The 22,193-nt window shown below is 40.0% G+C and carries 14 protein-coding genes; all 14 read right to left on the reverse strand.

The annotated features are described in order from the left end of the window. Positions 1-6: 6 nt before the first annotated feature. The 14 genes from H9L23_RS20190 to H9L23_RS20250 all read right to left on the reverse strand — a co-directional run bounded on the left by H9L23_RS20190 (position 7) and on the right by H9L23_RS20250 (position 22,092). Positions 7-2,823, reverse strand: a complete 2,817-nt coding sequence (locus H9L23_RS20190; protein ID WP_187592023.1) for an outer membrane beta-barrel family protein — start codon at positions 2,821-2,823, stop codon at positions 7-9. A 149-nt stretch (positions 2,824-2,972) separates the two neighbouring features. Continuing rightward, positions 2,973-3,098, reverse strand: a complete 126-nt coding sequence (locus tag H9L23_RS26930) for a hypothetical protein (protein ID WP_262892374.1) — start codon at positions 3,096-3,098, stop codon at positions 2,973-2,975. Positions 3,099-3,143: 45 nt separating this feature from the next. Beyond that, positions 3,144-3,569 (reverse strand): VanZ family protein, encoded by a 426-nt coding sequence (locus H9L23_RS20195; RefSeq protein ID WP_246474749.1) that lies wholly within the window; start codon positions 3,567-3,569, stop codon positions 3,144-3,146. Between the two features lie 10 nt (positions 3,570-3,579). Then, positions 3,580-3,960, reverse strand: a complete 381-nt coding sequence (gcvH, locus tag H9L23_RS20200) for a glycine cleavage system protein GcvH (RefSeq protein WP_025145401.1) — start codon at positions 3,958-3,960, stop codon at positions 3,580-3,582. Positions 3,961-4,073: 113 nt separating this feature from the next. After that, the gene (gene sov, locus H9L23_RS20205; RefSeq protein WP_187592024.1) at positions 4,074-11,276 is read right to left on the reverse strand and encodes a T9SS outer membrane translocon Sov/SprA; all 7,203 of its coding nucleotides are present in this window, start codon (positions 11,274-11,276) and stop codon (positions 4,074-4,076) included. An 11-nt stretch (positions 11,277-11,287) separates the two neighbouring features. Continuing rightward, a complete protein-coding gene (ruvA, locus tag H9L23_RS20210; protein WP_187592025.1) occupies positions 11,288-11,872 on the reverse strand; it encodes a Holliday junction branch migration protein RuvA in 585 nt (194 codons plus the stop codon). A 6-nt stretch (positions 11,873-11,878) separates the two neighbouring features. Continuing rightward, positions 11,879-14,200, reverse strand: a complete 2,322-nt coding sequence (locus H9L23_RS20215) for an NADP-dependent malic enzyme (protein ID WP_187592026.1) — start codon at positions 14,198-14,200, stop codon at positions 11,879-11,881. Positions 14,201-14,490: 290 nt separating this feature from the next. Further along, positions 14,491-15,894: a lytic transglycosylase domain-containing protein gene (locus tag H9L23_RS20220; RefSeq protein WP_187592027.1), complete on the reverse strand. Its 1,404-nt coding sequence runs from the start codon at positions 15,892-15,894 to the stop codon at positions 14,491-14,493. 199 nt (positions 15,895-16,093) lie between these two features. Then, positions 16,094-17,512, reverse strand: coding sequence for an Asp-tRNA(Asn)/Glu-tRNA(Gln) amidotransferase subunit GatA (gatA, locus tag H9L23_RS20225; protein ID WP_187592028.1), 1,419 nt, complete (start codon positions 17,510-17,512; stop codon positions 16,094-16,096). A gap of 18 nt (positions 17,513-17,530) precedes the next feature. After that, positions 17,531-17,731, reverse strand: a complete 201-nt coding sequence (locus tag H9L23_RS20230) for a Sec-independent protein translocase subunit TatA/TatB (RefSeq protein WP_029986031.1) — start codon at positions 17,729-17,731, stop codon at positions 17,531-17,533. An 11-nt stretch (positions 17,732-17,742) separates the two neighbouring features. After that, on the reverse strand, positions 17,743-18,102 hold the full coding sequence (locus H9L23_RS20235; protein ID WP_187592029.1) for a Sec-independent protein translocase subunit TatA/TatB: 360 nt from the start codon (positions 18,100-18,102) through the stop codon (positions 17,743-17,745). Between the two features lie 43 nt (positions 18,103-18,145). Further along, positions 18,146-19,441 (reverse strand): murein hydrolase activator EnvC family protein, encoded by a 1,296-nt coding sequence (locus tag H9L23_RS20240; RefSeq protein WP_187592030.1) that lies wholly within the window; start codon positions 19,439-19,441, stop codon positions 18,146-18,148. A 187-nt stretch (positions 19,442-19,628) separates the two neighbouring features. Further along, positions 19,629-20,420 (reverse strand): DUF4292 domain-containing protein, encoded by a 792-nt coding sequence (locus H9L23_RS20245; RefSeq protein ID WP_187592031.1) that lies wholly within the window; start codon positions 20,418-20,420, stop codon positions 19,629-19,631. Beyond that, positions 20,398-22,092: a tetratricopeptide repeat protein gene (locus tag H9L23_RS20250; protein WP_187592032.1), complete on the reverse strand. Its 1,695-nt coding sequence runs from the start codon at positions 22,090-22,092 to the stop codon at positions 20,398-20,400. Before H9L23_RS20250 ends, H9L23_RS20245 begins: the two co-directional genes overlap by 23 nt. Between the last annotated feature and the right edge of the window lie 101 nt (positions 22,093-22,193).

Below are 22,193 nucleotides of genomic sequence, written 5' to 3' on the forward strand. Positions count from 1 at the left end.
TGGAAATTACATCCTCGGACGGCCACCACCTCCGCCACCTCCGCGTTGTCCCGGCATTTGCATATCGCCACTCATGTTTCTTCCGCCGATACGCGTTAAAGAGTAAGTGAACGAGAACATATAATAACGTCTTAATACATTATAGTTTAAATCAGTAATTGATGTACCTGTAGCTGTTCTGCTTACACCAGTGTTCTGGTTCAATGCATCATTTACTGAAAACTTGAACGTTCCCCTGTTTTTAAAGAACTGACGGCTGATATAAGGATTAAGAATGGTGTATTCCTGATTGTATAAATCGCCTCCACCAAAGTTTCTGAAATAATCAATATCAATAGCTAACCTGATGTTGGCTGGCAATACATAACTTACATCAAAACTTGGGTTAATGGTGTAAAACTGTGTATTTGCCGATTGCTGAGCTGAAAATGTTGAATTGGTATAGCTACCGGTTATTCCACCCGTTAAGTCAAATTTATCAACATTGGTAACCAACTTGTAGCCATTTGAAATGGTGTAGCTATTTGTAATATTTTTAACTGATGTTGTGCCTCCCTGAGGAATAATGTAATTCACATTTCTATTGTAAGCACCGTTTCCTGAAATATTTAAGGTTAACTTACGTTCTGCCATTAAAGGTAAAGACCATGTTGCATTGGCGTTACCTGCATAAACACCATCAACATTTACATAACTCACCTGTTGAATACCGTTAGGCAACTGTGCAACACTGTTACCAATGCTGTTAAAGGTTTGGGTTAAGTTTAAACCTGCAAAGAAAAACCTGCCGTTTTCAATATTGAAGTTATTAAAATTAATCCTCAATTGGTTATTGAATGAAGGTTTTAACGCCGGGTTACCTACATAAATGGTCTGCGAATTGGTATTATCCGGAATCGGCTGAATCTGATCGATACTTGGCTGAGTAGTAGAACCACGGTAGTTAATAAACAAACGTTTACGGTTACTAAAGTTATACCTGAATTGCGCCGAAGGCGTGATATTAATAAAGTTTTGTGTGCGCTTTAATCCAGTGGTTAAATTGGTATTTACCCTGTTGGTTTGCTGCGCAGCTACTCCGATATTCCAATTGTATTTTTTCTCCGTTGTAGTTAAACTTACACCTGCAGCATTGGTTAAGGTACGGTTGTTATAGATATTTGAAAAGGTGTTATCAACGATATCAAACTGCAGCGTTGATGGATTGTAGTTAAAAACATCCCTTTGCGAATCGCTATTTGAATAACCGTTTTGATAGTTAAACTCTACACTTAAGGTTTTGTTTAAAGGCTCTGTATAAACTACCCTCGTGGTGTTACTTATGGCACGACTGTTGGTATTATTTAATTGATTGGTAATGGTGTCCCTTTTAGCTATTCCTGCAGTAATTGTCTCTTTCCTATAGTTAAGATTTGTTCCATCGTTATCGTTTATATTTGTGTTTACATTTAATGATAACGTACGGCCTCTGCGTTTAAAGCTTTTACGGATTAATAAATTATTGCTAATGGTAGGTGTTGCAGCAGTTGTATTGTTACGCTGTGTACCAACGGTTGAACCATCAGTAAGTGTTCTTGTATATTCATTCAAATTGTTTCCATCTGTTTCGGTATAGGACAGGTTTGGTTGTATTTTAATAGATAACGATGGGTTTATCTTAGTATCAACCATAAAGTTAAAACGGTGGTTAATTCGGTCGGTAGTATTATCTATAGCTTCAGCAATGTTATTTGTTCCTCCGGTAAGGTTCTGAATATTCGAATTCTGGATACTTTCCGAAGTTGCTTTATTAAAGAAATAACTGGCCTGAAACTGGGTGCCATCTTTATAGGTATCGGCAAAGTTTAAACCCGCGGCGTTGGTATTAGTGATACCGCCGCTACCGCCAGAGCTACTTCCTCCGCCGCCGCCGCCAAAACCACCACGGCCGCCGCCGCCTCCACCACCAAAACCATTACCTACACCACCGCCCTGGCCAAAATTCTGTTTGTTTACGTTATTAAACTGACCAATAAAACTGATCTGCCTGTCATCATCAAACTTATTTACATTCAAACTGGCATCATAACGGTCGTTAGAACCATAACCTGCGGTGCTGTTTCCGAAATAGCCATGTTTCATGCCATTTTTAGTGGTGATGTTCAGGATTTTATTTCTTGTTCCATCATCAATACCGGTAAACTGTGCCTGCTCAGAGAGCTCGTCAATTACCTGGATTTTATCTACCATATCGGCAGGAAGGTTTTTAGTCGCCAATAATGGGTCATTACCAAAAAATTCTTTACCATCTACCTTTACCTTGGTAATGGTTTCGCCCTGGGCTTTAATGCTACCATCTTTTGCTACTTCTACACCTGGTACTTTTTTCAAAAGATCTTCAACCACCGCATTTTCGCGTACCTTGATTGATTTGGCATCAAATTCCAAAGTATCTTTCTTTACTACAATGGGGATGGTTGCGGTAACGTTAACGGTATTTAGATCCACACCATCATCACTCATGGCAATATCACCGGCATTAACAGCGGCTTTAGCTACCTCAACATCTTTGGTTGCGGTTTTCAAACCTAAAAAGGCCGAATAAATACGGTATTTACCTGGGGCTATGGCTTTAAAGCTAAAACTTCCATCAGGGTTAGTTTGACCTGAAGCCACAACGCTTGAATCTTTTAAACTCTTAACTGCTATAGTTGCAAAGTCAACCGGTTTTTTATCTTTAGCATTAATTACTTTACCGCTGATAGAACCAGTATTTTGGGCCTGAGCGATATAACCACAAAATAGGAGCACGATAAATATTGCCCTCTGAACGTTTCTTTTCATCAAAAAATTAGATATTATTATATAAAACTAAGCTATCAGACTATAGAAAAGCCGAAAGGTTTGTTAAGGTGTGTTAAAAGCTTGGTAACATTTTAAATACAGCCTGTTGGCAGGCCTCCAAACTTTGAAAGAAATAAGGAAAAGGGATGTTATTTCCTTAGTGAAGGATAACTTTTATAGTACACTTTTGGACAGTGACAGTCTTTTTTAAAGATACTGCATCCGCTTAAACTAATGGCCACAACTACACAAACAATGCTTATTTTCTTTTTCATTGATATAATTTTATTTTCCATTGCAATGAAGCTATTCCGAATACATTAATTGTTTTTGGTAAGCGGCTTATTCGTCATGGTTTCATCGAAATTTAATTTGTGGAGCAGAACATAGCTAAAAACAGCCATACATGCGCCTAACATGTCGCAACCAAAATCCCACCACTCTGCTGAGCGATAGGTAAAAACTTTCCATTGTAGTAACTCTATTCCGCCGCCGATTATTGCGTTGATGAGCAAAATTTTAAAAATGGTTAATGTTCTGAAAGCGTAGGTATGCTGATATTTTATCTTGCCAAAGAAGAGCAGGACAGATAAGACAAAGAAAAACCCCATGTGGGTCATTTTATCAAAGCCTTCAAAGAAAAAGCCACTTTTCCCGACAGAATCGGAAATGTGCATATTACAAAACACTAAAACAATGATGGTCCAGAGAATGGCCCATTTTTGATGTTTTAGTGTTTTGTACAAAATATGATGATTAAGCTCCTACCAGTTCCTGGTAAGCTTCTGCTGTTAATAAACCTTCTACTTCAGCTAAATCAGCTAAAGATACTTTAACCATCCAGCCTTGTCCGTAAGGATCAGAGTTTACCAATTCTGGATTATCGTTTAATTCAGCGTTAACTTCCAATACGGTTCCGGTAACTGGCATATATAAATCAGAAACAGTTTTAACGGCTTCTACAGTACCAAAAACTTCTTCTTTTGCCACTTCGCTACCTACAGTGTTAATGTCAACATAAACAATATCACCTAATTCGCGCTGAGCGAAATCGGTAACACCGATAAAAGCTTCGTTACCTTCAACTCTAACCCACTCGTGGTCTTTAGTGTATTTTAATTCTGATGGAAAATTCATTTGTTCTAAATTAGTTTTTCAAAGTTAATCAGGATTTTTGAGATTTGCAGATGTTAATTCATTTTGCAGATTCAAAAAAGCATTCATCACGCTATAATTTCTTCCTTTATTTATTAATTCAGCGTAAACCTTAAACTAAAACCGAAATTACTGAACGAAGTATTAAAAGTTTGCGAGGTGTAAGGCTTTGTAATGTTCGAATCGTAAAATAATTTGATATTAAACTTCTGGTTTAACACATAATCAACACTTGGTCTTAAACTGATGTTTTTTGCTCCTGATGAAACTTCTGCTTCGGTAATATCTGCGCGGTAAATAACCGTTTTGTTATCGCGGATGGCCACGTCCAGTTTAAAATCCATGTTGTTGTCCATTTTCAGGCTTTTAAACCATCCAAATGGAAAACGGAATTTATTGGTCCGGTAGCCCAAACCTAAAACCATATTGTTTTCTGATAACTGCGCCAATTGACTGTTTGATAAACTCAAACCCAGTAATCTCGAACGGTTTAATTCGAAAGAGGCGGTCAGGTTATTTTTAAACCTGGTATCTACCCCAACCAATGGTGCAAAATACTCTGAAACGGTTACCTGCGCAAACTGATACTCTGGCAGGAAGTTATTGTTTACGTCCCTGCTGCTCGAAGCGCCGTTGGTTTCCTGATAGCGCAATAATGAGTTAAAGCCATTGATATTATAGGCCGAACGGTAACCATGCCTGATATCAACAGATGAGAATTTATCGGCAATAAAAGGGATACTTGTTAAGCCACTATAAGTTAAATTCCAGTTTGGAAGCGGTATTTTAGGGAAGGCATTCATTTTTGAGTTACTTGCATCTTTCCCTGAATATGCCGCCATAAAAGCAGAAATAATTACATCCTGACTTTCTTTGCTGTAACCATCTGCATAACCTCCACTAATACCTGATGAGTTAGGGTTTTGGGCGCCTAACCTTCTCGAAATAATTATCCGGTTGGCCATAAACTGGTTAAACAGGCTCGAAACAGTACTTGAGTTTTTCTCTTTAAAAGCTGTACCGATAGCAATATATGAAATGCTGTAATCGCCTGTGGTAATGGCACTTAAATTTTCGAATGAGGATACACTGGCCACATACCTAAAATTGGTAGAGAAATTTCTGGTTTGCGCTTTATTTGCCTTTAAAGTAATCCGTAGGTCTTTAAACGGCTCTATCTGTCCGGTAAGTTGAAAATCTTCGCGGAGTGTATTTACATATAACTGGTTTTGCAGGGTATCGGTAGTTAGCCATCCATTACCCAGCGCCATTTCGCGGATATCGCGCTGACTACCAAAAACAAAGCCTAAACCTGGTGCCCCGGTAGCTTTATCGAGACCAAAAAACTGCGTTGTTGGCATATAACCTGGCAAGAAAATACCTTTGGTTTGCACGTAACTGGCATTAACATTTTTTAAACTCGTTAACAGGTTAATGAAAAACTTCTTTGCCTTACTGCCGTCCTGATCGTTGCCAGTGTTACGGATAAAACCAAACTTATTGTACAAGGTGGTTAGGTTTAGTGTTGGGTTTACCTGGATCGTTCTACTGTTCTGCACGGTATTACCCAAATTAATATTTGGATCGCGTAATGTAGAAAGTGGCTCGGTTTGCCAGTTAAAGTTGGTACCATAACGTGTTTTAACCGTAACCCAATTTAAACCCGGAATTTTATCGATCGGCAGGTTATAGGTTACATTTAAATTATGGTTATAATCGGTAGTACGGCCCAAACGCTTTAAATTCTGCCAAACAGTATCGCGTTTTAATCCCTCAACTCTTCCATCTGGTTCATCGATAATCGAATAGTTTGTGGCGTTAAAATCTAACTGTAACGAGCGGGTAAGGTTCCAGGCGATACCATAAACGCGGCTCATGGTAAAGTTCTTGTTAAAGGTGGTACCATAACCGTTTCGGTAAAGGCTAATGGTATTATTCGGGTCGTTATTCCTTAACGTATTTTCTGAATATAAGCGGTCTACATCAATCCTAAAATTAATGGCACTTGGAAAAATACTAAAGTTAAAATCCTTTAACAAAGCAAGCATATTCGATTTGATAATTTTTTCGAAAGGTGCTATGGTTTTCGCTTCTTTAGAATAACTGTATTGTAAAGATGCCCTATAGGTATTCTGGATACTGCTTTGGTTAATAAAATCGCGGTGATTATACTGGGTGTAAGCATAACTGGCTGCAAAGTTTTCAATATCCCAAAGGTGGACTGGTTTACTGGTGTTCACACGATCTTTCCGCACATTGGTAAAGTTAATGCCCCTTCTAACCGTATAATCCTGTGCAAAATTTAAGATTGAATCTTTTTGCGCTTTGGTTGATTGGTCTAAAGCATTTTTCAGTTCGATATCCGGCGTTCTTGGATTGTATTGTGGGGTAGAAACCTGTTTTGAATAACTTACGAACATCGGGATTTTTACACCTGATTTTTGTGGCAGGAATTTACCTAATTCCATTGCCGAAGAAACATCCAGTAATACATTATCAGCACGGTTTCTTTCGCTCACTTTCGAATCGATAGAACCAAAACCAACAGTAGATTTGCTGCCAGATATATTTACATCGGCAAAATCTGCCAGTTTTAAGTTTAATCTTCCTGTTGCGGCCCAGCCACCTTTCTCGTCAAATTCAGTTAATCTTAATTCGTTAAACCAAACCAAAGCACTTTTATCCTGACCGTCGTCGCGGATACCATCATCAGTGGCGGCACGTAATGGGTTTTTAATCCCCACCATGTAAACCCTCACCTTACTCATATCGGGCTGTCCTTTAACCACAATTGTTCTCGCCCCATCGGTATAGGTAAAAGGAACATTGGTTGGCCAGGGCTGCCCGTTAGCCAATTTAGCCACATTACGGGCCAGCTTGGCATTCTGGAAAAGTGTTAAATCGATATCCATCCTATTGGCTTCCGGCCATATCGCGTCAGGATCGCTTGTTCCGGGATTAGTAACCTTTAAAGGCATTACATATTCGTAATAGTTATCCTGGTTATCGGTACCGATCCTTAAAAAGGCCGAAACATCGTTATCACTTAAAAGCTGGTTATTAACCGCCTCTGCGTGCACAAACATTTCCAGGTGTTTGTAAGACCTGAAATCGCTGTAGGCAGTTTTAAATGCCGCCCTGCCATAACCATCTCTTAACGATTTAACGGTAACAGATAAAGATTGCTCATTTAACCTGGTATCGCCACGGTAGTTACTGTAATCACGCTCACGTAAAATACCTGGAGGCGTTACGTAAGGGATTGGCGAGCGTTTACCGTTTTCTTCGATATTTACAGTAGATACTTCAATGGTAGAATTATCAGGGGTTAAAGCGGGTAAAGATGGATCAACAATTACCTGAGCGGCAACGTTAGAGGCATTATATTCTCTCCATTCGCCACGGATCAACTGTAGTTTAGCGAAACGCAATACCGCAGTATCAGCGAAGTTGGTCATAAACATCCTGAAAAAACGGATCGATTTAAAATCCTGGATGCCGCCAACCTTGTCCTGATATTGACCAATCGGAATCCTGAACTGATACCAGGTAACGGCCTGTGTATTTCCGTTAGCCAATTTAACCTGCGAAGTTACTTTATCGGTAATGAAGTTCTGTCCAACATTTAGATCTCCGGGACGGATAGAAACTTTATATTGAAAGTATTCATCGCTTTGGGTCATGTTATTATCGCGGTTGATATCCTCCCCGTCAGGTAAGGAAGTAGAAGCCGAATTTTCGAGACCTAATTCAGCCTGCGATTGCTGTGAAGTTTTTGAGTTACCCTCTGTTCCGTTATATTTTTCGTAACGTTTAAGGATACCGGCATTGATCTGATCTAAAGCTGGTCCCCTGAAATAAGTGTAATTATCTGATGATGGATCGGCATCAAGTGCTGTAGCAGCAGTAGCATTTAACTGCCCTTTGATCTGGGTGATTGCCGCAGCAAATTTTATTTTTTCATCTGCATCCGATAGTCCGTCTAAACCAACATCCTGTGCACGGCGCGAATCGGGATTGTTATCAAAAGCCTGTACTACTGGTTGTAATCGTGGTACGCGGCCCCAAACGGTTTCTTCGTATTTACTGGGATCGTTTGAAGCCGGTAAACCATTTTCCAATGATTTTCTTCCATCTTTAAGGATATCTTCGGAGATATTACCTAAATTGAAATACATATCACCACCGGCAGAATTTGGTTTGTAGATAAATGGATCCATTACCCAAAGCTCGATAAAGCCCACATTTAAGGCTTCGAAATCGTTGGTTTCGATTTTCCGCTGAAAACCGCCCCAGTTATTTCTAGGCTGTAATAAAGATCCGTCAGGTCTAAAATCGGTAGTACGGAAGTTGTATGGTCCTCTAACGGTTGGGTAGTAGGCAACATCAAGGGTGGTAATGTTTAAGGCCTGCCCCGTTGCTGTTTCTTTAAAAGGAAAAACTTCCTGCTCAATTACTTCCCTTACATAATGGTTGGAAAGTTCGTTCCGGTTGTTTCGGATATTGGCCGGAGTAGTAGATGCAGCTGAATTATAAAAAGTAGGATCGATGTTATAAAAGGCTATTCTTGCACGGTTGTAGCCATAAGATAAATCATTGGATTTGTTCGATTCGCTGAAAAGTTGCGGCGTGCCCGACAGCTGCCAGGCGATAGCGCTCTTTAAATCGATCACTGATCTTGATGCCTCGAAATCATCTAAATAACTTACCCCGTTTTTACTTCCGGCAAAATTCAGTGCCCTTGGGTGACCGGGAATCAGTTGTGCAAACTCTCCATAAAAAGTTACGCTTGATGGCGCTTTGGTTGAAATGAACGGAAGTTTATCAACCAGTTTTGTTAAAAACCTTGAAGGTGAGCTATAATTGATATCTGCTCCCCAGATGGTATTCGAAATGGGCTCTTCACCGATATTCACCTTTTGGGTGAGTGGTTTTTCGGTAAGGTTCATGATGGTACCCCCCAGGTTTAGCTTATTGTTTACGCGATAATCTAAACGGGTTCCGAAAAGTGAACGTTGCTGCAGTCCAAAAAGTTCGTTATTCTCGGTGGTAATCCGAATCGGCTGACCAGAAATTAAAAGGGCCTGGTTGATGATACTTACACGGCCGCCTTGATAATCGACTGTAAAATCTACTCCCTCGGTTAATGGCATGGTGCCGGCGAAAACCTTTACTGATCCTTCAGGAACATTAATGGCATTTAAGCTAAATTCAGAAGAAATATCTGATTGGTAATTTACTTTAATTACATACCTGTTCTGGTTCTGGAACAGTTGTTTGGCAATAGTCTGTGTCGAATCGTAAAGTGCGGTAAAGGCATATTTATTAATCAGGTTCTGTTCGCTTGGTAAAAACCTTGCAGCCAAATCTTTACCAAAAGGTTCAATCACCGGAAAGATAATCCTTCCATTTGCAGGATCAATGGTGATATAACCCGAATTGGTATTGGTAATCAGTGAAGTTTGTCCGTTACTGCCTGTACCGAATAAACTGGCCTGGTTAGCATTGCTTGCTGTAGAATAAGAACCAAATGCATTATTGGCTGCCACAAAATCGAATACTCCATCCGGCCTGCGTTCATTTTGCTGGTTTAAACGGTCAAACTCGGTCAGGGCAATCCACTGTTTGTTGGCGGTATTTTGTCCTTCGGTCATCACCGGATTATCTACACCGGTTTCGTTATCAATGCGGTAAATATCGAGTTTAAAATTCTGACTGCTGATCTGGTATCCACCGATAGAATAGATGTTTTTCATCATCAGGTCCCAGGTTGGCAGTTGGATTTTAGTGGTTTCGTTCTTTAATAATTTGGTATAAAGTACTTTTGGGTTTGCAGCATCAAAAGGAATATCTGTAGAAAACTCACCCACCTGATATTCTACGCCATTATAGGTATAACGGTAAGCCACAGCCAAAACCTCATCAGCATTTAAAGGATTATTTAAGGATAAATATCCCAATTGTGGCTGAAAAGTGAACTCGCGTTCGGTTAATTTCCGGGCGTAAACCAGTTTGGCAAAGTTATCGGTATTACTGGTGTTAACCGGGGTGTTCTGGAAGAAAGAAAGAATGGCATTAGAGTTGGTTTGCCTTGCCGCGCCTCCCTGAAAAGCATTTAACTGTGCAATTAAGTTATTGGATTGTTGCGGAAAACCTGTTGCGGTTGTTCCGGCTGGAAGGCCTGAGGTTCCGCCTGTAAGCAGATTGTTGTTAAATGGCACATTTTCGCCTAAATCCATTAAACCCAGCACATCCCTCGAGTCGTTGGTATTACCTGCTTTATTGGTAATCCAAACCTCTATTTTGGTGATCTGGATCGGCGAGGTAATAATGGGTGCGTTAGCCAGGTTTTTATTATAGTTGTTCCTGAAATATTGCGACAGAAAATAGTGTTTATTGGCCTCGTAATTATCGATGCTTACCGTTGTGGTATTTTGCTGTGCCCCATTGGTAATCTTGATTTCTCTCGATTGTGATTTTTGCTGGGTATAAACACTGGTTACATTTAAACGGCCAAATTTCAGTTGGGTCTTAATACCGAATAGGGCCTGTGTTCCGGTAATTAATGAGGTATTTAAAGGTAAACTTACATTACCTGCTTCAATTTTTTGAATTATATCATCTGCTCCACCGGTATAATCGAGTTTGATCTGATTTTCAAAATCGAACTGTGCCTCGGTATTGTAATTACTTTTGATCTTTAGTTTGGTTCCGATATTTCCAACCAGATCCATCTGGATCCTTTGGTTAAAATCGAAATTGGTCTGCACCCGCTGTCTTTCGTTAAAAAGCGGGTTTTCATTTTTATTTATCCGGCCTAAAAAAGTAAGTTCGGCCTCTCCACGTGGCTGGATATCAATGGAGGTACCACCGAATAATTTTTCGAACGCTTTACTGTTTACCTGGATCTGCGGAATAATACCTGTACTGCGGTAATCGCTAACCTCGGCGTTTGAAATGCTGCGCCAATTGCCACGTTTGATCTCGCTGTTAACCAGCCTTTGGTACTCATCAATGGTTAAATACTGGGTATTTAAAACAAACCGGTCGCCAATGATTTCTTTAACCACATAACGTTTGTTTTTAGCATCGTATTCTACAACGCGCCTTAAGTTATTTGGTGCCGGATAAAAGGGATTAACGGCCGGACTAAGCCCCAGACGCTCTTTTTCTTTGAGTCCGAAGTTATTTTTTGGCGTAATGGTATCCGCTTTGCTTGGAACAACCTGGGAATAAGTGTTTTGAGAAGCAATTAAGAAAAGGGGGATGAGAAACAGAAATGTAGATATTCTCTTCAAAGGCAGTTAGTCTATAAGGTTTTCAAAGCTTGTTTAATTAGTTGCTCTACCGAAAGTGTTCCCTCTGTCACTTTTAATATCTGGTCTATAGTTTTTTCGGCGGTTTGTTTGGCGAACCCGAGCATTACCAATGCAGATAACGCTTCATCTTTAACAGTATTGTGCTGAGGCATAGAAATTAATGAATCTGCCCCTTCTTTTTTCAGTTTGTCCTGTAGTTCCAAAACCAGGCGTTGTGCGGTTTTTGCACCAAGCCCCTTAATTCTCTGAATAAGAGGCAAATCTGCTTTAACAATTGCGGTCTGGATTTCAACAGGGGTAATGGACGATAAAATCATCCTGCCGGTATTCGGTCCAATTCCTGATACCGAAATCAAATGTAAAAATAAACGGCGTTCGCCCTCATCAGCGAAGCCGTATAATGTATGTGCGTCTTCTTTTACATGCAGCCAGGTATAAAGTTTACACCTTTCTGCATCGTCCAAAGCGCTGTATGTATTTAAAGAAATGTTAATATGGTAGCCTATACCTCCGGCTTCAACCACAACATAAGCTGGGTTTTTGAATGTCAATTTACCATCAATATAGGCGTACATGCAATTCTACTTTTTAGTTGTTTTTCCAAATATACCTTTTCGTTTTGATGTTTCAATTTCTTCTTTAGCCTGAACATCTACAACGGCAATGGTAACCATATTTACAATTTCGCGTACCGAACTACCTAATTGAACAATATGAACAGGTTTATTCAGTCCCAAAAGGATCGGTCCCACTGCTTCTGCACCACCAAGTTCTTGTAACAATTTGTATGCAATGTTTCCTGACTCAAGATTTGGGAACACAAGCGTATTGGCCGGCGCATCAGCTAATGTACTAAAAGGAAAGTTATCTTTCAGCAACTCATTGTTAATCGCAAAATTTCCCTGCATCTCACCATCTACCACAATTTCGGGGTGGTTTTTATGGAGCAGGTTAACGGTTTCCCTTACTTTATTCGGGGTTACACCATCGTTTGATCCAAAGTTTGAATACGATAAAAGTGCAATACGTGGTTTGATGTTAAACTGTTTTACCGATTTATCGATTAATAAAGTAATATCAACCAGTTCTTCTGCCGTTGGATCAACATTTACAGTGGTATCGCCAAAGAAAACAGGACCTTTTTTGGTCATCATCATGTACATACCAGCCACACGTTTCACCCCTGGTTTTACACCGATTACCTGTAAAGCAGGTTTAATGGTGGCGGCATAGTTTTTCGTTAAGCCCGAAATCATCGCATCAGCCTCACCAAACTCTACCATGGATGCTCCGTAGTAGTTACGGTCTCTCAATAATTTAGTTGCATCACGCATAGAAGAAACCCCTTTGCGCTGGCGTTTTTTGAAAAGCGCTTCGGCATATTGTTTGGTTTTATCCGGGTTCTGCATTTGATCGATAATCTCAACACCTTCCAGCTCTAAAGCGTGTTCATCAATAATGGCCTGGATTTTTTCTCTGTTACCTAAAAGAATCGGAATAGCAATGTTGTCATCCTTTACAATCTGGGCTGCTTTTAAGATTTTATAGTTATCAGCTTCGGCAAATACCACACGTTTAGGGGCCATTTTGGCTTTGGTGGTTACCGCCCTCATGATGGCGTCATCCAAACCTAAACGTTTCCTCAGCTCTTCATTATAAGCATCCCAGTCGGTAATGATTTTTCTGGCCACTCCGCTTTCAATTGCCGCTTTGGCCACAGCTGTAGAAACCTCGGTGATCAACCTGAAATCAACAGGTTTTGGAATGATGTAATCTTTACCAAATTTAAGGTTACGGGCATTGTAGGCGAGGTTAACCGCTTCTGGAACCGACTTTTTGGCCAGTTCGGCAATGGCTTTAACCGCAGCAATTTTCATGGCTTCGTTAATACTGGTTGCCCTAACATCCAGCGCTCCACGGAAAATATAAGGAAAACCCAATACATTGTTCACCTGGTTGGGATAATCAGAACGGCCGGTAGCCATAATGAGATCTTTACGGGTTTTAATGGCCAGCTCGTAGGCTATTTCCGGATTTGGATTGGCCATAGCAAAAACAATCGGGTTTTTGGCCATACCTACCAGCATTTCCGGAGAAATTACGTTTGCAGCCGAAAGTCCGATGAAAACATCAGCGCCTTTCATGGCTTCTCCGATATTGGCAATATCTTTTCTGGTTGTTGCAAAGCTCATCCGGATATCATCCAGATCGGTGCGGTGGATATCAATTAACCCATTGATATCGAACATCACCAAATTCTCTTTTTTAACCCCTAAACTGAGGTACATTTTAGAGCAGGAAACAGCTGCAGCACCAGCACCGCTTACTACCACCTGAATTTTATCGATTTTCTTTTTCTGGATTTCGCAGGCATTTAATAAGGCTGCACCAGAAATAATGGCTGTTCCGTGCTGGTCATCGTGCATTACAGGGATATTCATCTCCTGTTTTAAACGGCGCTCAATCTCGAAACACTCCGGAGCTTTGATATCCTCGAGGTTAATCCCCCCAAAAGTTGGCTCCAATGCTTTAACGATCTTTACAAAATCGTCTACATTTTCGGTATCCAGTTCTAAATCGAACACATCGATATCAGAAAATATTTTAAATAAAAGGCCTTTGCCTTCCATTACGGGCTTACCAGCCTCGGGACCGATGTTACCAAGGCCTAAAACAGCCGTTCCATTACTAATTACAGCAACTAAATTACCTTTTGCGGTATATTTATAAACATCTTCTTTATTGTTTGCTATTTTTAAACAAGGCTCAGCAACTCCTGGAGAGTATGCCAGGGTTAAATCCCTTTGCGATGTTGTGGGTTTGGTGGGTACTACTTGTATCTTTCCCGGACGGCCTTGCGAGTGGTAATCCAACGCATCTTGCTTTCTATTCGTATTACTCATTAAGTAACTTATTAGTGACCGTGCAAAGGTACAATTCTTTTTATGAGGCTTAAAATAAAAAGCCTTTCAAAAAAAGTTAAATAAAATGTGGGGCTAACAGATGTTAAGGTAATTACTTATTAATCTGATTAGGGTGCCATATTGGTAGATTGTCGTTTCGATCCCATAGCTATCGGATGAAGTGCAATCCTGAATATTCGAGAGAGAGATATTTGAATAATTTTCGTAGATCTCTCCCTTATTGTAGAAATGAAGACTGGTTTAGATAATGCGGCAAGATGAATATTAATTTACCCCTTACTAATCTTTAGCACCATGCCCACCTGCAAACCTGCTTTTGATAAACGGTTATCTCTGCGGATGCTCTGCACAGTTGCACCATCGAATTTCTCAGCAATTTCTGAGAGGGTATCGCCGGTTTTTACTTTATAACTTAAAAACGAAGATGGTACTTTTAAAGGAGTACGGTTTTTAGCATAGATTTTTAACTTCTGTCCCGGCACGAGGGTTTTGCTTTTCAGGCCGTTCCAAACCCGCAGATCCTGAACTTCGACACCATATTTATCAGCAACGGCTGTTAAACTCTGCCCGGCAGTAACTTTATGGTAAACTACAGAAGATGCAGTTACGGTTTTTATTTTTTTCTTTCTTAAATCCCTTACGTCGTCGGTACTGGCTTCTACCACTTTCATGCTCACATCAACGTCCTGATTGTTTAGCACATCATAAATACCAGCATAATCGATATCCCTTAATTTTGGCATTACGATCCGCTTTGGTTCATCATCGGTACCATTTACAATCTTCTTCTTATACGAAGGGTTTAAGGCCATCATGGCTTCCTCTTCGATATTAAGCGCTTTGGCCAGGGTAGCTAAGGATACAAAACGGGTAGTTTGAACGGTATCGGTTTTAAGGAACATGTTCGAAGCCTGTGCTGTAATCTGGTGTTTGTGGGAATAGTTCATCACATAAACCGCGGCAATAAATGCCGGCACATAATTCCTGGTTTCTTTGGGCAAAAACTGTCTGATTACCCAAAAATCCCTTGATCCTGCTTTATCTATGGCCCGGTTTACATTGCCTTTTCCACAGTTATAGGCTGCAATGGCCAAAAGCCAGTCGCCCAATTCTTCAAAAGCATCTCTAAAATAAGCCGCGGCAGCATAACTGGCCTGGATCGGATCTTTGCGTTCATCAACAAAGTTATCCATCTTTAAACCATAAGCTTTACCTGTACCGAACATAAACTGCCAGATACCGGTTGCACCCACACGCGAAATGGCATGGGGATTCATCTGCGACTCAACAATAGTTAAATATTTTATTTCCTGCGGAATGTTATAATCTTTTAAGGCCTTATCAAAAATCGGGAAGTAATAACTGGATAAACCCATCATTTTCCCGAACATATCCTTACGCTTGGAATAGATATCGATATACTGCTGAACGTATTCGTTATAAGGAAGCGGAACGGTTTTAGCGATAGAATCGAGCCTGAGCTTGTAGATAAAGTTCTGTCCCATGGTTAGCGGGTTTTCAGAAACTGCTGGTACGGCTACGGTATCGGTATTGATAAAGATGTTGTTGTATACCTTGGGAAGACTATCGAGTTTAAGGGTTTGTTGCGCGGAAGCGGAAGAAATGTATCCTAAGCAAGCACAAATTGAAGCAAAAAGTAATTTTTTAATCATGGGCTATTGGTTAAACTTTCATTGGCCGCGGTAGTTATCATCAACAAACCCTTACCTCACCCATTCCGTAAATAAACGAACCGGGCACAAATAATTCCCAGATTTATTATGGGAAACGACTCATGAAATGCCATTGCCATACTTCAATTTAACGCTGTTTTGCGTTAAGATTGTTTCGTATTTCGCAATGACGATAAAACTATGATAAAAATGCCTGAGAAAAAGCTAAAAGCTTATCTTCCTCAAAATGTTTGGCTGTAAATTGAATACTTAACGGCAAACCAGCTTCATTATTGCCCAAAGGCAAAGCAATAGCCGGATTTCCGCTTAAAGATGGCAGCACGGTAAAAATATCGGCCATGTACATTACCAGTGCATCCTGTACGTTATCGCCTATTTTAAAGGCGGATGTTGGTGCCACAGGAGAAAGAATTAAATCATAATCATGAAATAAAGCATCCATTTTTTCCCTGATCAGGCGACGTACCTGCTGTGCTTTTTGGTAGTAAGCATCGTAATATCCGGCGCTTAAAACAAAAGTACCTAAAAGGATACGGCGTTTTACTTCTTCGCCAAACCCCTCGGCACGTGATAATTTATACAGTTCGTTTAACGATTTCGCTTCGGTATTACGGTGCCCATAGTGCACACCATCGTAACGCGAAAGGTTTGAAGAGGCTTCGGCTGTTGTTAAAATATAATAAGCCGGAACCAGGTAATCCAAAAGGTCGAAAGATACATATTCAACGCTATGTCCATCAGCTTTTAACTTTTCAATTGAAGCTAAAATAGCCGATTTAATCTCTGGATCGAGGGCATCGTTTTCGATGGTTTCTTTTAAAACAGCTATTTTTTGTTTTTTGTGTTCATTTAAATGCGCAGGGTAATCGGGAACGGCTAAAGGAGAAACTGTCGAATCATGTTCATCAGCGCCAGCTAAAACCTGCAGAAGCAGGGCAGCATCTTCTACTGAAGAGGTAATCGGCCCAACCTGATCAAATGATGAAGCATAAGCAATTACACCATACCTCGAAATACGGCCGTAAGTGGGCTTTAAACCGATTTGTCCGCAAAAAGCAGCCGGTTGCCTCACTGAGCCGCCTGTATCGGTACCCAGGGTGGCCAAACACATGTCAGCCTGAACAGCTACGGCCGAACCACCGGAAGACCCACCTGGAACAAGCTCAGGGTTTGCTGCATTTTTAACCGCCCCATAGTATGAAGTTTCGTTTGAGCCGCCCATAGCAAACTCATCACAGTTTAAACGGCCGATAATAATGGCATCTTCCTGCAATAAACGTTCTACAACAGTTGATGAATATGGGGATACAAAGCCTTCGAGCATTTTTGAAGATGCAGTAACGATATGGTCTTTGTAACAGATATTATCTTTAATGCCAATCACCATACCTGCAAGTTTACCTGCAGTACCATTATCTATCTTTTGCTGAATCGCTTTTGCCTGAACTTCGGCCGAATAAAAAAACACCTCGTTAAATGCATTGAGGTGTTCTTTATCTTTAATCTGCTTAAAATAATAAGCCAATAAATCGGGTAAAGTTAATTGCTTTTGCGAAATGAGTGCCTGAATCTCTTTTAGAGCGCTGTATTTCTTCAAAACTAAAATTTATTGCAATTAAACGGTTTTATCACGGTTAGATGGATCTACCTGATCTCCATCAACACCATCTTTTCCATCTTTAAATTCTTTAACACCTTTACCTAAACCTCTCATTAGTTCAGGGATTTTTTTGCCACCAAATAATAACAATACCACTACCGCAATAATGATAATTTCTGGTGTTCCAAGCATTGCTGCTATTGTTGTATTTAACATAACTTTTTTGTTTAAACTTTATGATTGTCTGCTACAATTTTTTCGTCAACCGGGGTGCTTGATTCGGTATGTGGCACACTTGCCGTAACTTTTTCATCAACAGGTGTTTCTTCTGTTGGATGGTGACGTTGACTATGGTTTACCGCTGTTTCTTCCGCTTCTTCTTTATCTAAATCCATAGCATTGATGTTCCTATGGATTTCACGCTTCACACCATCAGATGCATCTTTAAACTCTCTGATCCCTTTTCCAAGTCCCCTTGCCAGCTCAGGTAGTTTTTTACCACCGAACAATAATAGGACTACCACTAAAATGAGCACGATCTCCGATCCACCCATGTTTAAAAACTCTAATAACGTGCCTTGATACATCACTAATATAATTTATACAAATATAAACAATTTAAAAACTAATCTATTTACTAATCCAGGCCTCTGGATTTAGTTTTGTTTGCCCCCTCATAATTTCGAAATGCAGCTCAGCAATATCGCCCGAGTTAGCAAGAACTCCAATTGTTTGACGGGTACTTACCTTATCACCTTTACTCACACTGGCCGATTTAAGATTTTGATAGATGGTAAAATAATTTCCATGCATTAGTATAACTACATATTTACCATAAATAAGACTTATTCCCAAAACTTCACCATCAAAAACTGCTCTCACTGGCGCACCTTCAGAGGATGTAATATTTACCCCCTCATTGTTCATAGATGCCTGATCTACCTTATGAACACCAAAATGCTCAGTAATTGTTCCTGAAACAGGATAAGGCAATCTGCCACGGTTATTCTCGAAGCCTGCTGCTAATTTAGCCGAGCCGGCATCGTTAGTTAATAATTCATTTGTACTTTTTTCCTTAGCGGCCGCCGGAGCTGCTGGGGCAGGTCTATTCTCTGCTTTCGCTCTTGCTGCTGCGGCTTTGGCTTCAGCTGCAGCTTTTGCCGCTGCAATACGTGCTTCTTCAGCAGCCTTTCTTCTTGCCTCTTCAATAGCCCTTTGTATCGCTAAACGAATGGCTTTATCTATCTGTGCTTGTTGTTTTTTACGGGTATTGATATCCTGCCTAAACTGCTTTTCATCCTTACTCAACTTGTTCAGCACTACTGCCTGTTCACTCTTATCTCTGCCTAAACGCTCACGTTCCTTTTCCTGCTCTTTTAACAGGTCACTTTTTTCACGGAGTGTTTTATCAAGCACTTTAATCTTCCCGTTTAGGTCCTGCTGCGTATTTTCGATATAACCAGCCTGCTTTTTTCTGTACTGACTAAACTGTTGTAAATATTTGATCCTTTTATAGGCCTGGTTAAAATCTTTCGAGGCGAAAATAAACATCATTTTATCGTACGAGTTCCTGTTTCGCTGTGCAAAACGGATCATGCCCGCATACTCTTTTTTAAGATCGCCCAACTGACCCTGCAATGTATGTACGGTATTTGTGTTCTGAGAGATTTGGTTATCCAGATTTTTAATTTCAGAGTTGATTGTGCCGATTTTATCCTGACGCAACCTGATCTGGGCATTGATGGCATTAATCTGCTGTAGGGTAAGCTTTTTACCGCTGGCAGTCTTATTCAGATTCTTTTGAAGTTGTTCTATTTCACGTTCAATAGCTTCTTTTTTCCTTCTGAGCTGACTTTCAGTTTGTGCAACCGCCGAAAGGGTTAACACGCTTAAAAAAAGGATAAATAGGAGTTTTTGTAGCTTCATTAAGCCAAAAGTATAAAAATTTTATAGTAAAAAGTATTAAAATCGAGATACTAAAGTCATAATCACTTATTACAGAACTGTCTTCACCTAATCTTCATATAATACAAAGATTGCCAAAGTGACCATACTGAAGCAGTAGATACCTTTGGCAAGCCAATTATAGATATTAAGTTATTATGTGCTAAGCTTATTTCACAACCGTAAACCTCTTTGGTACATTAAACGGAAAATCGACAGGAACATTGCCATCAATTTTCACAAACTGCAGATCGATGTTTATTTTTTTCGCTTTAGAGAGTGTTTTGATCTGTAAAGCACCTGGGAATAAAGATTCGTTTAGTTTCTGATAATCAGAATAAGTTACTTTTAATGCCTGGCCGTTTCTAACGTCATTTAAATTGGTTTCGGCCACCTTGAAAAGGGTATTGAAAAGCAGCTTGTAATCCAGTTCGGCCTTGCTTCCCGAAACAACCCAAGCGCCGTTTTCCTGCTTAACATCCGATTGCTGGGTTAAAAATTCGCCCATGGCGTTACCGGTTAAAATTGCCTGAAGTGTATTAAAATTAACTTGCTTATTGGTGAAGTTATAAATGTAGCTGAAGGGCTTTTTTAGGTATTCGCTCTTTGCCCTATTCATAATTTTAATACTGTCTGGCGTAATTAATGCTCTTGCTGGCTCGTATGCGCCACCTAGCGCTGTAATACTAACCCAAATAGCTTCCTTATCTTTCATCCTGAAATTCATGGTCACATCATTAACATCGCCACCAATATCCAAAGTTGCCTTGGCTTTTAAAGAAAGGGTATTAAATTTAAGCTGTTTACTATTTAATAGCGTTAGGGTTTCTGCTTTAGAGTTATCGGTTTTGGTTTCCGTTTGGGTTGGCGGGGCCACTACAACTTCTTTTTTAGGCTTACATGCCGAAACAAAAACTACTGCTCCCAACAGGAACATGCTATTTAAAATACTTTTTTTCATTTATCTTTTTAATTAATACTTCTGATCCGTTTCCGGCCTCTTTTGCTTTTTGCCACTGGATAACTGCCTCATCCTTTTCACCTTTCATAAAAAGTATATCTCCATAGCGCTCCAAGTAAACACCATTTTTATTGCTATTGTTTTGCAGTGCTTTTTCTATCCATGTTTTTGCCAGGTCGTATTTTTGCTGCTTAAACAGGATGAAGGCATAAGTATCGATAATGGATGGATTGTTTGGCATTCCATTGGCCGCTGTTTCTGCATATTTTGCAGCTTTTGCTAAATCATCATTCTTTAACGCTAAATAATAGGCATAATTATTCATGATCAGGTAATTATCAGGCTCCAGTGAAATGGTTTTTTCAAATGCGGTTTTTGCTGCTGAAAAATTATTCTGGTTGATAAATATATCGCCCTGTAAGGCATAAATCTGTGCCTGTAAACTCTTATTTTCAACATCTAACTGTAGCGAAGTTTTTAAATTGCTCATTGCAGGCTCGTATTTACCTGTTTTATACTGCGCGTAAGCCATGTAATAGTATAAACTGGCCTGATTTGGGTAAATGGTTAGCGCTTCATCGCCCACTTTTATAGCTTCATCGTAATGCCCCAGTAAGGTTTGGATATTGATGACCTGCTCCCAAACCACATACACCTGTTCGTTGAGTTTTAAAGCGGCCTGATATTGCACCAATGCCTCTTTGAGGTTGTTCTGCTGATAAAGCACGTCGCCGTAAAGCGCTAAAGCTTTGGCATCGGCCGGATTTTTTTCGGCAACCAGCCTGCTCAGCTCGGTTACGTTTTTAGCAACAATAGGCTGGCTCAGCTTCGGGAACAGAGCCGCTATAATTTTAACCTTTTCGGTTAAGGGCATTTCAGCACTTTGGAAAGCAAGCTTTAGGGAAGCAAAGGCGGCTTCATCATTTTTTTGCCTGCGGTAAATATCAGCTAAAGCGAGGTTAACCTCAAAGTTACCGGGTTCTAATTGTTGTGCTTTAACCAGCACCTTTAATGCTTCAGGATCATTTCCTTTTTGCAAAAGCAGACCTGCAGCATATAAATAATTTTTTACGTCGGCCTGGTTGCCTTCCAGTAATTTAACAATATCACTTTCGGTGGCACTACCATTTGCCTGAAAGCGTTTTCTGGCATTTGTCAGATCTCGAGAATCGCCAAATTTAACCTGTATTTCATCATAAGTTTTTTTAGCATCATCTAACTGATTGGCTAAAAACTGGGCATTGGCCTTATCAAAATAATAGGCATCATTTTCGGGATCAATGCGGATGAGCTGATTAAACACATCAATCAGTTCGGGCATTTTATTGGTGCGTTTATATACTTCGCCAAGCAAACGCCAGTACCATAAATTATCGGCATTTAACTTAATGGCCTGTTTGATGTTCTGTTCAGCCTCGCTCAGTTTATCTAAACGGAGATTGGCATTGGCCAGTTCGAAATAAGCCGCATGGTTATTCGGATCTAAACCAACGATTTTATTAAAATTGGTAGAGGCAACCACATAATTTTCGGACATTTTCTCGCGCAAGCCCGCAAAAAACAACTGTTTTACCATATTGCTGTCGCGGTTGGTAGCTGGCGTAACCGTTCCTTGTCCAAATGTTTGGGTACATATAAAACCTAATACAAGAAAAATAGTCCCTCTAACCATAATTATAGTTTTGAATGCGTGAATTTTGAATGAATGAATTTGCAAAGTGCAAAATCAAGTCTTAATAATTCAATCATGTATATCTAATCACTAATTCTATC

It is taken from the genome of Pedobacter roseus (assembly GCF_014395225.1).
In the GTDB taxonomy this organism is placed as follows: Bacteria; Bacteroidota; Bacteroidia; order Sphingobacteriales; family Sphingobacteriaceae; genus Pedobacter; species Pedobacter roseus.

What these genes read in the sequence shown, in the direction of transcription:
- H9L23_RS20190 (WP_187592023.1), bottom strand. Translation starts at nt 2,823, where the DNA reads ATGAAAAGAAACGTTCAGAGGGCAATATTTATCGTGCTCCTATTTTGT.
- H9L23_RS26930 (WP_262892374.1), bottom strand. Translation starts at nt 3,098, where the DNA reads ATGAAAAAGAAAATAAGCATTGTTTGTGTAGTTGTGGCCATTAGTTTA.
- gcvH (WP_025145401.1), bottom strand. Translation starts at nt 3,960, where the DNA reads ATGAATTTTCCATCAGAATTAAAATACACTAAAGACCACGAGTGGGTT.
- ruvA (WP_187592025.1), bottom strand. Translation starts at nt 11,872, where the DNA reads ATGTACGCCTATATTGATGGTAAATTGACATTCAAAAACCCAGCTTAT.
- H9L23_RS20215 (WP_187592026.1), bottom strand. Translation starts at nt 14,200, where the DNA reads ATGAGTAATACGAATAGAAAGCAAGATGCGTTGGATTACCACTCGCAA.
- H9L23_RS20220 (WP_187592027.1), bottom strand. Translation starts at nt 15,894, where the DNA reads ATGATTAAAAAATTACTTTTTGCTTCAATTTGTGCTTGCTTAGGATAC.
- H9L23_RS20230 (WP_029986031.1), bottom strand. Translation starts at nt 17,731, where the DNA reads ATGTTAAATACAACAATAGCAGCAATGCTTGGAACACCAGAAATTATC.
- H9L23_RS20235 (WP_187592029.1), bottom strand. Translation starts at nt 18,102, where the DNA reads ATGTATCAAGGCACGTTATTAGAGTTTTTAAACATGGGTGGATCGGAG.
- H9L23_RS20240 (WP_187592030.1), bottom strand. Translation starts at nt 19,441, where the DNA reads ATGAAGCTACAAAAACTCCTATTTATCCTTTTTTTAAGCGTGTTAACC.
- H9L23_RS20245 (WP_187592031.1), bottom strand. Translation starts at nt 20,420, where the DNA reads ATGAAAAAAAGTATTTTAAATAGCATGTTCCTGTTGGGAGCAGTAGTT.
- H9L23_RS20250 (WP_187592032.1), bottom strand. Translation starts at nt 22,092, where the DNA reads ATGGTTAGAGGGACTATTTTTCTTGTATTAGGTTTTATATGTACCCAA.